The 13,013-nt window shown below is 60.1% G+C and carries 9 protein-coding genes; 3 read left to right on the plus strand and 6 right to left on the minus strand.

The window, feature by feature from the left end; genetic code table 11:
* Positions 1-3: 3 nt before the first annotated feature.
* The 4 genes from FS804_RS00555 to bcp form a co-directional block, all read right to left on the minus strand.
* Positions 4-1,500: a DEAD/DEAH box helicase gene (locus FS804_RS00555; RefSeq protein ID WP_144573968.1), complete on the minus strand. Its 1,497-nt coding sequence runs from the start codon at positions 1,498-1,500 to the stop codon at positions 4-6.
* A 219-nt stretch (positions 1,501-1,719) separates the two neighbouring features.
* Positions 1,720-3,012, minus strand: a complete 1,293-nt coding sequence (locus FS804_RS00560; protein ID WP_144573969.1) for a M23 family metallopeptidase — start codon at positions 3,010-3,012, stop codon at positions 1,720-1,722.
* Between the two features lie 92 nt (positions 3,013-3,104).
* Positions 3,105-3,929 (minus strand): ferritin-like domain-containing protein, encoded by an 825-nt coding sequence (locus FS804_RS00565; protein WP_144573970.1) that lies wholly within the window; start codon positions 3,927-3,929, stop codon positions 3,105-3,107.
* Between the two features lie 13 nt (positions 3,930-3,942).
* Positions 3,943-4,410, minus strand: coding sequence for a thioredoxin-dependent thiol peroxidase (gene bcp, locus FS804_RS00570; RefSeq protein WP_063948738.1), 468 nt, complete (start codon positions 4,408-4,410; stop codon positions 3,943-3,945).
* Between the two features lie 234 nt (positions 4,411-4,644).
* On the opposite strand from bcp, the gene FS804_RS00575 reads away from it, so the two are divergent.
* Positions 4,645-8,025, plus strand: coding sequence for a DUF3971 domain-containing protein (locus FS804_RS00575; protein ID WP_144573971.1), 3,381 nt, complete (start codon positions 4,645-4,647; stop codon positions 8,023-8,025).
* 141 nt (positions 8,026-8,166) lie between these two features.
* On the opposite strand, the gene tyrS is transcribed toward FS804_RS00575, so the two are convergent.
* Positions 8,167-9,420: a tyrosine--tRNA ligase gene (gene tyrS / locus FS804_RS00580; RefSeq protein WP_063948742.1), complete on the minus strand. Its 1,254-nt coding sequence runs from the start codon at positions 9,418-9,420 to the stop codon at positions 8,167-8,169.
* Between the two features lie 148 nt (positions 9,421-9,568).
* Here tyrS and FS804_RS00585 point away from each other — a divergent pair, with 148 nt between their 5' ends.
* Positions 9,569-10,690: an anhydro-N-acetylmuramic acid kinase gene (locus tag FS804_RS00585; RefSeq protein WP_144573972.1), complete on the plus strand. Its 1,122-nt coding sequence runs from the start codon at positions 9,569-9,571 to the stop codon at positions 10,688-10,690.
* Between the two features lie 66 nt (positions 10,691-10,756).
* On the opposite strand, the gene FS804_RS00590 is transcribed toward FS804_RS00585, so the two are convergent.
* A complete protein-coding gene (locus tag FS804_RS00590; protein WP_063948746.1) occupies positions 10,757-11,434 on the minus strand; it encodes an alpha/beta hydrolase in 678 nt (225 codons plus the stop codon).
* Positions 11,435-11,645: 211 nt separating this feature from the next.
* Between FS804_RS00590 and FS804_RS00595 the strand changes: the two genes are divergently transcribed.
* Complete coding sequence (locus FS804_RS00595; RefSeq protein WP_144573973.1) at positions 11,646-12,815, plus strand: cysteine desulfurase family protein; 1,170 nt, start codon at positions 11,646-11,648, stop codon at positions 12,813-12,815.
* The last annotated feature ends 198 nt before the right edge of the window (positions 12,816-13,013 follow it).

Below are 13,013 nucleotides of genomic sequence, written 5' to 3' on the forward strand. Positions count from 1 at the left end.
TGGTCAGGCCTTGGCGTTTGCCACGATCAGCATGAAAGCAGGGATATCGTCACCGAAACCAACCGGTGTCGGGCCATCGTCGTGGTCGCGATAGTGACGGCGGCGATCACGGTTGTCGTCATTGGCATGCAGCGGGTTGCGAATGTTCCGGTCGGAATTGCGCGGGGTCTTTTCCTGCCTGCGTTCTGCTTTCACCTTGTCGTCTCCATGAGCCGCGACGTCAGTGTCCGCAGCGGATTGTACACCCTGATTGATGTTTTCAACCGGCGCGGCATCGCGGCGGTTGCGCTCGCGGCCTCGGCCGCCTCGTTCCTTGCCCCGGCGGCCCGAATTGCTTTCGAAGCTTTCCATGGGCGCGGGAAGGGTGGAGAGGTCACCGTTCAGCCACTCGATCTTCTCGCCGATCAGTTTCTCGATGGCGTCCAGATATTTCGTGTCGCTTTTGGTGACGATGGTGAAGGCCTTGCCCGAGCGCCCGGCACGACCCGTACGGCCGATGCGGTGGACATAGTCTTCCGAGTGAATGGGAATATCGAAGTTGAAGACGTGGCTGACGTCAGGGATATCGAGGCCGCGGGCGGCAACGTCGGATGCGACGAGCAGCTTCAGATTGCCGTCCTTGAAATTCTGCAGCATCGTCGTGCGCGAACGCTGGTCCATGTCGCCATGCAGCGCGCCAACGGAGAAACCGTGACGATCGAGCGAGCGGAACAGATCGGCGACGTCCTTCTTGCGGTTGCAGAAGATGATCGCGTTCTTTAGCTCAGCCTCTTCGGCGCGGACCAGATCGCGCAGCACGGCGCGCTTCTCATAGTCCTTGTTGTGAGCGGCGACGATACGCTGCGCAACGGTCTTGGCGGTGGAGGAGGGCTTCGCGACCTCGACACGGACAGGGTTCTGCAGGAAGCGGTCGGCCAGCTTCTGGATTTCCGGCGGCATGGTGGCCGAGAAGAAGAGTGTCTGGCGCGTGAAGGGGATCATCTTGGCGATACGCTCGATATCGGGGATGAAGCCCATATCCAGCATACGGTCGGCTTCGTCGATCACGAGGATTTCCACGCCGGTCATCAGGAGCTTGCCGCGCTCGCAATGGTCGAGAAGGCGGCCTGGGGTGCAGATCAGCACGTCGGCGCCGCGCTCAAGCTTGCGGTCCTGGTCTTCAAAGGAAACGCCGCCAATGAGAAGCGCGACGTTCAGCTTGTGATTCTTGCCGTACTTCTCGAAATTCTCGGCGACCTGTGCGGCCAGTTCGCGGGTCGGCTCAAGGATTAGCGTGCGCGGCATTCTGGCACGCGCGCGGCCTTTCTCGAGCAGGGTCAGCATCGGCAGGACGAAGGACGCGGTTTTGCCCGTGCCGGTCTGTGCGATACCGCAGATATCACGCTTTTCCAGCGCCGGCGGAATGGCGCCAGCCTGAATGGGTGTCGGCGTCGTGTAGCCGGCATCTGCAATAGCGGAAAGAACTTTTTGGCTCAGGCCAAGATCAGAGAATGTTGTCAAAGGAAGAACTTTTTCCGTTCTGGTTCGGTATGAAATACCTGCGTGCGCTGTGGCACTTGCATAGACTTGGCGCGGGGATAGGCCCAAATTGCCGGAAAGTCAAGGAAACAACGGGAAAAGCGCTGGAAACGTGATGCCGAAGGCGGGGCTTTTTGGCCCGTGGCGCATATTTCGCCGATTTATCGTTAAAATAGCAAAGGAAGCGTTAATTTCGGTGCGCTATTTCAGATAGGTTTTAAGTTCCGTTCCGGCGATGAGGAATCGCATCGGGTCAACAGGCGTGTCGTTGCGGCGCACCTCATAATGCACATGCGGGCCTGTGGAGCGGCCCGTGCTGCCAGCCCGGCCAATGACGTCGCCGGCTTCGACCTTCTGGCCCGCCTTCACCACAATAGCCGAGAGATGGCCGAATCGCGTTGAAACACCCTGGCCGTGATCGATCTCGACCATATTGCCGTAACCGCCTGAATATGCCGCCACTGTCACCCGGCCCGCGCCCGTCGATTTGACGTCCGCTCCCGTTTCAGCACGAAAATCAATACCGGTATGTAGCGCTGGCCGGCCGAGAAACGGATCCATGCGGTTGCCGAACCGGCTGGTGATCGATCGGCCAGGAGCCGGGTTGCCGAAGGGCAGGGTGGTTGCGGTTTCCTTGACGATGTCGAGCCTGTTCAGCGCATTGTCGAGGTTGGTAAGCGAGAGGTTGAACGGGTCAGTTTCGCCGCGTTGAGGTTCAGCATAGGGCCCTCCAATGTCGGTCGCCCCGTCCTCTTCGATCTTCAGGCCCGTCTGCCGGATGATGTCCTGCATCGCGTTGGCCTTATCCTCCGCATCGCTCGTGAGTCGCGCGATGCGCGATATCTGCTGGCGCTCGATATCCTTCAGCGACAACGTCACCTTGGAAAACACCCGGTCGGCCCGATCAGACGGGGTCTCTCCGCTTTCGGGCAGATAAGCGGCGCGCCGGTCTGGTGCGGCAGGCCTTTCCGGATGGCGAGGCGTCATCAGCTTTTCGATTGCGGAAAGGCCACCGGAAAGATCGGCACGTTTTTCCGGCGCCAGAGCGTTCGAGAGGGAGGGCGGTGCGGCCGGGTCGGCGGCGATGCCGGAACTTTCGGCGCGCTCGAGCAATTCGCTCATGCGCCCGTGGCGCGAGGTCAGTGCCGCCTGCTGCTCGAGCAGCTTTTCCACTTTCTTTTCAACAACCTGCTGATCGAGCAATTGTCGCGATGTCACGCGGTCCACCTGCGCTCTCAGTGCTGCGATGCGGTCTTCATAGTCGTTTTGCATGCGCGTCTGGCGCGCCATCGTCGCGCCGATGAGGTCGTCACGCAGGATGAGATAGCTTGTGGCGCCGAGATAACCGAGCGAGAAAAGGCCGATCGTGCAGCCGGCAAGCGCCGCCATCCACGGCCGGATGGTCATATGGCGCACGCTTTCACCGCGCGCAAGGATGAGCACGTGTGGCTCACGCTTCTTGCCGAACACCCTGTTTTGCCCCGTATCAGTCACAATCTCTCTCCGGACTGGCCGATTTCTCAAGGGAAAACATAATTCGTTAAGGTTAACGAAGTTTTGCCGGGCAGGCGTTTCCACCTCGTTTGCTATTGGCTGACGGAGGTCAGCGAGCGATAAAACGAGGGCGTGAGGCCGGCTTCGGCACGGGCGAGATCGTTGAACGGCGGCTTTAGAGGGCCGCGGAAATTGGCGCGTACCAATTGCCTGAAGGTGGCGGCGGGGTCCTTCTTTTCACGGGCGCAGAGAAACCGGAACCACTTGGCCCCGATCGCGACATGGCCCTTTTCATCATTGTAGATGACGTCAAGAACGGCAGCGCTTTCGAGGTCGCCTGTCTCCCGCATCTTCGCCTGCAGGGAAGGGGTCACATCCAGTCCGCGCGCTTCAAGAATGAGTGGCACGACGGCAAGCCGTGCGGTCAAGTCGTTGCGGGTGGAGTGGGCGGCCTGCCATAGTCCGTCATGGGCCGGCAAGTCGCCATAATCGGCACCGAGGCTCCTCAGCCGGTCGCGGACCATGCGAAAATGTTTGGCTTCCTCGAACGCGACCTGCATCCAGCCATCGAAAAAGGAATGCGGCACCGGTTCGCTGGCATAACGGGCGACGATATCGAGTGCGAGATCGACGGCATTAAGTTCGATATGGGCGATGGCGTGCAAGAGCGCGATCCGGCCCTTGATGGTGTGAAGCGAGCGACGCTCGACGGCGGTCGGCGGTACGAGCACCGGTTTCTCCGGTCTGCCCGGCCGCTCCGGCAGGGCAGGGTCGAGCGGCGAGCGCAACGACAGTCGACGCTCGAACCAGCGGCTCGCTGTTTCCTGCGCGAGCGCGGTCTTGGTGTCAAGATCAGCGCTCCTGATGGCATCCGTCGCGCCGCCGCGAAGCGACGCGATCTTGAACGGGGACGTCACGGCGGGTTGTTCCCTACACCGTCTTTGCCGCTTCGAGCACGGCCTGCGCGTGGCCCGCAACCTTCACCTTGTTCCAGATTTCCGCGATTTTTCCGTCGGGCGCCACGAGGAAGGTGGTGCGTTCGACGCCCATGTATTTTTTGCCATACATGCTTTTCTCCTTCCAGACGCCGTAGGCTTCCAGAACGGCCTTTTCCTCGTCGGAGGCCAGCATGACCGAAAGCGAATGCTTGGCCGCGAACTTGTCGTGGCTTTTGACGCTGTCGGGCGAAATACCGATCACGACGGCGTTGGCAGCTTCGAACTCGCCGCCGAGCGCGCTGAAGTCGATTGCCTCTGCGGTGCAGCCCGACGTGTCGTCCTTGGGGTAGAAATAGAGGATGACCGCCTTGCCTTGAAGTTTCGACAATGTCACCGTCCCTTCACCGTTACGGGGCAAAGTAAAATCGGGAGCCGGGCTGCCAATCTTCAAGTCTGTCATAATCTACCTTTCTTTCGCCGGGATGTTGAGGGAAAGTCGCCACATTCGATATATAGCGAAACCGCGTGCCGTCCAGATCGCGATTTGAGATTTTGGGGTCGAAACGACACGAAAACTCGATCATGATCCGGGTTACCGATAAGGGGCGTGATTCCAGACGAAAACCGCATCGATTTTCGCCATCCCGCTTTGGTGTCGCGGCGAAACAGTGGATCCAGAGGCAAGCACGGGCGTATGGCTGAAATAAGGGGTGAAAAGGTCAAGTTCGGCAAGCGGGATATCGTTGCTTTGCACGATCTTCCGTCGGCGCAGGCCGAAGACCCGATCATCGTGCATTGCCCGCCGCCGCGCTCCATGGCGCGCGCACTTTTCAAGATTTTTGCGGCCTTGTTCGTTCTGGCCTTCCTGTCCATCGGTGGCATCATCCTGTCGGTCGAGACCGGCTCAATCGACAAGACGCTCTCGAGCCAGGCGCAGCAGGCGCTGGAGAAGGCGCTCGGCCCGCACTACAGCGCGCGTATCGGTTCCTCTGCCATTCGGTTTTCCACCGGGTTGCGGCTGGCGCTGGTGGCGGAAGATGTTGACATCGTCGAGAAAGAATCCGGTCAGCATCTCAGCCGCGCGCGGGCGATCGGCATGGCGCTCGATCCGCTCGCGCTCCTCACCGGCCGCGTCTCGGTGGAAAGCCTCGAAGCCGACGGGATGGAGCTCGACACCGCGCTTCTGCCGAAAGGCAACGGTTTCGACCTTGCGAGCCTCAAGCTCGACGCGGTGCCTCAGCAATTGCAGGAGGCGTTCGGCCAGCTGGACAAGCTCGCCCAGGCCTTCCTCAGCAGCGGCACCGAAGAGATCGATATTTCCAGCGTGTCGGTACGTCTTCCCCCTGGAGAGCAGGGAAAACCGCGCACAATTGAGGTGCGTGAACTGTCGCTGACGCCGGATCAGCAGGGCGGATATTCTCTCGATGGCGAAACGCTGTTCAACGGTGAGGTTGCGAGCGTCTCGTTGCAGACATCCGGATCGGGTGGGCGCATCGACGGCTTTGAGGCACGGATCGATGGTTTCGACATCGGACCCTTTCTCGAAAAATTCGATCCCGAGGGCAATCTGCACGAAGGTTTGAACGTCAAGACGGGCGTCAATATTCTTGCCCGGCGTGCGGCGGAAGGGCAGGAGCCGCGGCTCGAAGTCTCTGTCGGGCTCGGCAATGGTCTGCTGATGATCGGCGGCGAGTCCCAGACCTTCACCGCAGGAACGGTCAACGCCCGTTACGATTTCGCAAAGAGCCGGCTCGTCATCGACAATTCGCGCATCGATCTCGGGCGCACCGTAATCCCTGTTGCCGGAGAGATCAGCGATGCCGACGACGGTTTCGAACTGTCGCTCCGGGTCGATAATGGTATCGCCTCCTCGGAGGCTTCGGGCGAGGAGCCCGTGCCTTTCAGTGCGAAGGCTGAAGGCCATTTCACCGCCTCCACAAAGCAGCTTGAGGTACCCTCGCTCTACGTCAGCGGGCCACTGGGAGACATGGCGGGATCCCTGAAACTCCGATTTGGCGAGGGATCGCCGGAAATCAGTTTTGCCGGGCAGATTCCGAAAATGGAGGCGACGGCGGTCAAGCAGCTGTGGCCTTTCTGGATGGCGCACAAGCCGCGCGAATGGGTCGTGTCCAATCTCTACGGCGGCACGATTACCAATGGCTCTATCGCAGTCTTCATCCCGCAAGGGCGGATGTGCGGGCCGGGCTGCCCGCTGGTGCTCGGCGACAGCGAGATGCAGATCCGTTTCGACATCGATGATACGCGCCTCAATACCACCGGTGACATTCCGCCGCTGCGCGATGTCGATGCTCATTTCGACCTCGTCGGCGGCAAGATGGCCGTCGATATCAAACAGGGAACGACCTATTTCCCGTCCAACCGGTCGCTTGCGTTGGAAAACAGCCGCTTCCTCATTTCCGATGTGTACGACAAGCCGCTGCTGGGAAATCTGGAGCTGAACGTTTCCGGCGCTGCCGATGCCGTTGCGGAGCTCGCGACGCTGAAACCCATCAATGCGCTCAAGGACACGCAATTCAAGCCGGATGATTTTGCCGGGGATGTCAAAGCCCACGCCAATCTGACCGTCGGCCTGCTTTCCAGCCAGAACCCGCCGCCGCCGGTCTGGACGGCCGATCTCGACCTGAAGAACCTGTCGCTGACGAAGCCTTTTGCCGGCCGGAAGGTGACGGCTGTCGATGGTTTCATGACGCTGGATGACCGACAGCTCAGGCTGGAGGGCAAGGGCCGCATCGACGATGTGCCGATGGACATTGTGATGACGGAGCCGGTCCGCAAGAAAAGCGATATCGCGCCGACACTGTCACTCAAGGCAAGCCTCAACGAGACGCAGATCGCCAAGCTCGCACCGGAACTCTCGACGGTTCTCGGCGGCACCACCGCGATTGAAATCGAAGGGGCTGATCCAAAACGGCAGGATGTTCGCCTGGACCTGACCAAAGCATCGCTCATTCTGCCGGGACTTGGCTGGAGCAAGGGCATCGGCATTCCTGCCAGCGCCGCCTTTACCATCCAGGTGGCGGATGGACGCACGTCGATCAGCAACTTCTCGCTCGACGGCGATGGATTTGGTGCCGCCGGAGATATCGTCTTTTCCAAGAACGGACTGATTTCCGCCGATCTCAATCGGGTACAACTGTCGCCGTCCGATAACTACGCCGTATCGGTCGCCGCTTCAAAGAACGGTTACATCGTCAATGCATCGGGGAAATCCGCCGATTTGAGGCCCTTCATCTCGAAGCTACGCAACCCCTCCAGCAGCGGCGATGGTGTATCACGCTCCCAGCCGTCGCTTTCGGTCAAGGCGCAGTTCGACAAGGTCTACGGGTTCAACGACGAGGTTCTCGGCAATGTCAACGCCGATGTCAGCGTGCGAGATGGCAAGGTGCGCTCGGTGGATGTGCGCGGTGTCACCGGCAATGGCCAGGCCGTCGTCGCCCAGACCACCAATCGTGGTGCGAGCGGCACGGTAACCTTGACCAGCAGCGATGCCGGTTCGCTCGCCCGTTTCGCCAATATCTACAGCCGCATCCGCGGCGGGCTTCTCAATCTCGCGCTGACGACGTCCAATGGCAGCGACTGGAGCGGCTCGCTCGACCTGCGCAATTTTGCCGTCGTCAACGAAGCAAAGTTGCAGGACATCGTGGCGACGCCGACCGGCGAGGATGGCAGAAGCCTCAACAATGCCGTGAGACGCAATATCGATGTCAGCTCTGAGAAATTCCAGCGGGGCTTTGCGCGCATCGTTTATGTCAACGGCGCGGTTGCCGTCGAGAACGGCGTTGTGCGCGGCGAGCAGATCGGCGCGACGTTCCAGGGGCTCTTGAAGGACCAGAACGGCCGCATGGACATGACCGGCACCTTCATGCCGGCCTATGGACTGAACCGGCTCTTCGGCGAATTGCCGTTCATCGGCATCTTCCTTGGCAACGGCCGTGACCGCGGCCTGCTCGGCATCACATTCAAGCTCTCAGGTCAGACCGATCAGCCGAAGCTGACGATCAATCCGCTATCGCTGATCGCTCCCGGCGTCTTCCGGCAGATATTCGAATTCTAGAAAAGTCATCCTAATCAATGCGATGGACCCAAGCTCCAGGTTCATCCCATCGCAGGCCCGTACAACCGCTAGGCGCTTACGGCAAACACGCCAAGAAAAAGGGCCGCTTTCGCGGCCCCCGATGGCGCGTCGTCTTGTCGGTCACGCCGGGCGAACCAGAACGTGCTTCTTCTTGCCGACCGAAAGCTTGATGACGCCGTCCGCGGTGATATCGGCGGTGCCGATGATCTGGCGCTCGTCGGACACAGCTTTGTCGTTGATCTTGACCGCACCGCCCTGAACGTGGCGGCGGGCCTCGCCGTTCGAACCGGCGAGACCGGCGCGGACGACGAGCGAAAGCACGCCGAGGCCGGCTTCGAGTTCTGCTGTGGGAACTTCAATCGAAGGCAGGTTTTCGGCAAGCGCGCCTTCTTCAAAGGTCTTACGCGCCGTTTCGGCAGCCTCTTCCGCAGCGGCGCGGCCATGCAGGATCGCCGTCACTTCCGTTGCGAGGATTTTCTTCGCCTCGTTGATTTCTGATCCGCCTAGCGCTGCAATGCGGGCGATTTCATCCATCGGCAGGGTGGTGAACAGCTTGGCGAAGCGTACGACGTCGGCATCTTCCGTGTTGCGCCAGTATTGCCAGAAATCATAGACCGGCAGCAGGTCCTTGTTCAGCCACACGGCGCCCGACGCCGACTTGCCCATCTTCGCGCCGGAAGAGGTGGTCAGAAGCGGCGAGGTCAGCGCGTAAAGCTGCGGTGTCCCCATGCGGTGACCGAGGTCGATGCCATTGATGATGTTGCCCCACTGGTCAGAGCCGCCCATCTGCAGTCGGCAGCCGGTGCGCTGGTTCAACTCCACGAAGTCGTAGGCCTGCAGGATCATGTAGTTGAATTCGAGGAAGGACAGCGACTGTTCGCGATCAAGCCGGGTCTTCACGCTGTCAAAGGACAGCATGCGGTTGACCGAGAAGTGGCGGCCGACATCGCGCAGGAATTCGAGGTAGTTCAGACCACGCAACCAGTCGGCATTGTTGATCATCAGCGCCGGGTTGCCGGGGCGATCGTAATCGAGGTAGTTGGCAAAGACGTGCTTGAGCGAGGTGATGTTGTCCTCGATCATGTCGATCGTCATCAGCTTGCGAGCCTCTTCCTTGAAGGAAGGGTCGCCCACCATGCCGGTGCCGCCGCCCATCAGCGAGATCGGCTGGTGGCCGGTCTTCTGCATCCAGTGCAGCATCATGATCTGGGTGAGGTGACCGACATGCAGACTGGAAGCCGTCGGGTCATAGCCGATATAGGCGGTCACGGTTTCCTTGGCGAACAGTTCGTCGAGACCTGCCTCATCGGAGATCTGGTGAATGAAGCCGCGCTCATCGAGCGTGCGGAGGAAATCGGACTTGAACCTGGACATAACCTTTTACTTTCTGGTTTGATCTGTGCGGCCATCGAAAACCGATGACCGTGGCGGCTTTATCATTGTTTTTTGAAATGTGCACCCGTTTCGGCCATGAATGTCGGGATTCAGGCGAGCATGATTCGAGTTTGCAGGGGAGCAGCAGGTGGGCGAGGTCAAAACGGCAATCGGGCTGATGAGCGGTACATCTATGGACGGCATCGATATCGCGCTGTTGCGCACCGATGGCGAAACCGTGGTGCGGCATGGGCCGAATGGGTATTTCCCCTATGATCCGGGCCTGCGCGCCATCTGGCAAAGGGCGCTCGTGACTGCGAAATCCATTCGCGAGCGTCGCGAGCGCCCCGGAGATCTTGATGAGGCCGAGCGCAAGCTGACGCTTGCGCATGCAGCGGCGGTGAAATCCTTTCTTCACCGCCACCGGCTTCAGGCCGGTGATATCGATGTCCTCGGTTTTCATGGCCAGACGGTGCTGCACCGGCCGGATGAGGCGCTGACAGTGCAGATCGGTGATGGCGCGCTGCTGGCAGAGGAAACCGGTATCGACGTGGTTTATGACATGCGTGCCAACGACATGGTGCATGGCGGGCAGGGAGCGCCGCTCATTCCCGCCTATCATATGGCGCTGTCTGCCAATCTGCCTGACGGGTTCGAAACGCCTGCAGTCTTCGTCAATATCGGCGGTATCTCCAATCTGACTTATATCGGCGAGGGTGGCCGGCTTGCCGCTTTCGACAGCGGTCCCGGCAATATGCTGATCGACCAGTGGATCGAGGCCCATACCGGCAAGGCCTTCGACAAGGGCGGCAGGACGGCGGCGGGAGGCAGCGTGGTCCCTTCGCTGGTGGCGCACTATTTGGAAAGCCCGTTCTTCTCGGCCAATATCCGCCGTTCGCTGGATCGCAGCGATTTTTCGCCGCCAAAAATGGGTGAGGTTTCGCTTGCGGACGGCGCGCGGACGCTGGCGCATTTGACAGGGGCGGCAATCCTCAAATCGGCGAGTTACCTGCCAGAAGCGGCGAAGACCTATGTGGTCTGTGGTGGCGGGCGGTTGAACCCGGTAATCATGGAAGAGTTTGCAGGGCTTGCCGCAAAGGTCGGCGCACGCGTGATTGCGGCGGAGGAGGCGGGTTTTGATGGCGGCGCAATGGAGGCGGAGGCTTGGGCCTATCTGGCCGTTCGGTCGCTGAGGGGGCTGCCGCTGACTTATCCGGGTACGACGGGGGTTAAGGAGCCGGTGACGGGTGGGGTTTTGGTGCGGGCGTAGTTGATGGCGGTGGGCTTGGTTCACCCACCACCGATCACTATTGTCTGCCGCAATGCTACCGGCCAATCACCGAATGCGCTTCGCCGCCGGCTCCGGCACCAGTTCACCGTTCAAGCGGCGGTCGAGGTAGTCCTCGCATTCACCCATCAGCTCATCCACCTTGCCGTTGAAGAAGTGGTTGGCGCCGGGGACGGTGCGGTGTGTGATGAGGATGCCCTTCTGGGTCTTCAACTTTTCGACCAGACCGTTCACGTCCTTCTCAGGCGCGACCTTGTCGGCATCGCCATTGATGATGAGGCCGGACGACGGGCAGGGCGCGAGGAAGGAGAAGTCGTAGGTGTTCGGCTGCGGCGCAATCGACATGAAACCTTCGATTTCCGGGCGGCGCATCAGAAGCTGCATGCCGATCCAGGCGCCGAAAGAATAACCTGCGACCCAGCAGCTCTTGGAATCCGGATGTAGGCTCTGCACCCAGTCAAGCGCGGAGGCGGCGTCGGACAGTTCGCCCGCACCGTGGTCAAATTCGCCCTGGCTGCGGCCGATGGAGCGGAAATTGAACCGGAGCGTCGTGAAACCGCGCTTCTGGAAAAGATAAAAGAGCTGATAGACGATCTGGTTGTTCATCGTGCCGCCGAACTGCGGGTGCGGATGAAGGATGATCGCAATCGGCGCGCTCTTTTCCTTGGAGGGTTGATAACGGCCTTCGAGGCGACCCGCAGGGCCGTTAAAGATGACTTCGGGCATTGGTACTCCGGTCGTGTTTTTTCATTCTCCAACCGCATTCTTCCGATGAGAAGACTTGACGAACTGTGTCATCTTTTCTAGAACGCAGTTTAGAATAATTCGAAACTTTGCGTGTGCTTAAGCACTCGGACCGTGTCATAAGGCAAGCGCAACTGTAATTTCAAGAAAAATGCGTTTTTGCGCATGGAAGATTGGATAAAGCCTCACCGCCATGACGGTTTTGACGCGCACATATATGGACTGGAACGCCACGGCGCCGCTTTTGCCAGCCGTGCGGGATGTTCTTGTGTCTGCGCTCGAGTTTGCCGGCAATCCGTCTTCCGTCCATCGTGAAGGCCGGGTCGCCCGGGCTGCAATCGAGACGGCCCGCCGCGAGGTTGCAGCGCTGGCCGGGGCTGAATCAGCCCACGTGACGTTCACCAGCGGCGCGACGGAAGCGGCCAATCTGGTGCTGACGCCGGATTTCAAAATGGGACGCAGCCCGGTCCGGGTCAGTCAGCTCTATATTTCGGCCATTGAACATCCGGCCTTCCGCGAAGGTGGCCGCTTTGACAGCGGTAACGTGACGGAAGTTCCCGTTACGTCAGCAGGTATCCTCGATGTTGCCGCCCTTGAGGCGCTGCTGTCTTCGCATGACAGGTCCGCCGGCCTGCCGATGGTCGCCTGCATGCTGGTGAACAATGAGACCGGCATTCTGCAGCCCGTCGCTGAAGCGGCGCGGCTGGTTCATGCGGCTGGCGGGCTGATGGTTGTTGATGCCGTGCAGGCGGCGGGCCGCATTCCGCTCGATATCAACGCGCTCGATGCCGACTTCATTGTGATTTCGTCTCACAAGCTCGGTGGCCCGAAGGGTGCCGGCGCTCTCATTTCGCGCGGCGAGGTGATGATGCCGAAGCCGCTGATCCATGGCGGTGGTCAGGAAAAGGGCCATCGTTCGGGTACGGAAAATACCCTTTCCGTTATCGGTTTTGGTGCTGCCTCTACCGTTGCTGCTCGGAATGTCGAGGCCGAGGCGGCGCGTCTTTCCGCGCTGCAGGCGCGGCTGGAAAATGGCATGCGGGTGAACGCGCCTGATGTGATCATTCACGGTGAGGAGGTCATGCGGGTCGCCAACACCACGTTTTTCACGCTTCCGGGCCTGAAGGCCGAGACCGGGCAGATCGCCTTCGATATAGAAGGTATCGCACTTTCCGCCGGTTCTGCCTGCTCATCCGGAAAGGTGGGCGAAAGCCACGTGTTGAGCGCGATGGGGCACGATCCCAAGCTCGGTGCGCTCAGGATTTCCATCGGTCACGCAACTGACGAGGCCGATATCGACAGGACGCTTGCGGCCTTTGCGAAAATTGCCGGACGGCGCAAGCTTTCCGGTCAGGCCGCGTAAAATGCGGCAAAGAATTGCGGATTAGCAATTTTCCGCTTGCCGGGATGTGTGAAAAGCGCCATCCCGCACCTATATGGGTATAAGCTCCGCCCCGGTTGACGGCTCGGAACGATTTACCCAGAGATCAAATAAGGCGGCTTTCCGCCTTGATACGTTGACAAGCCACCGGACCTTGGCTCCGGCGAGATTGGAGAACGA

It is taken from the genome of Agrobacterium sp. DE0009, from assembly GCF_007680755.1.
Classification (GTDB): Bacteria; Pseudomonadota; Alphaproteobacteria; order Rhizobiales; family Rhizobiaceae; genus Agrobacterium; species Agrobacterium tumefaciens_B.

Bases quoted from the DNA above. Each gene is read 5' to 3' on its own strand.
- FS804_RS00590 (WP_063948746.1), bottom strand. From the start codon at position 11,434: ATGCCCGAAGTCATCTTTAACGGCCCTGCGGGTCGCCTCGAAGGCCGT.
- tyrS (WP_063948742.1), bottom strand. From the start codon at position 9,420: ATGTCCAGGTTCAAGTCCGATTTCCTCCGCACGCTCGATGAGCGCGGC.
- FS804_RS00575 (WP_144573971.1), top strand. From the start codon at position 4,645: ATGGCTGAAATAAGGGGTGAAAAGGTCAAGTTCGGCAAGCGGGATATC.
- bcp (WP_063948738.1), bottom strand. From the start codon at position 4,410: ATGACAGACTTGAAGATTGGCAGCCCGGCTCCCGATTTTACTTTGCCC.
- FS804_RS00595 (WP_144573973.1), top strand. From the start codon at position 11,646: ATGACGGTTTTGACGCGCACATATATGGACTGGAACGCCACGGCGCCG.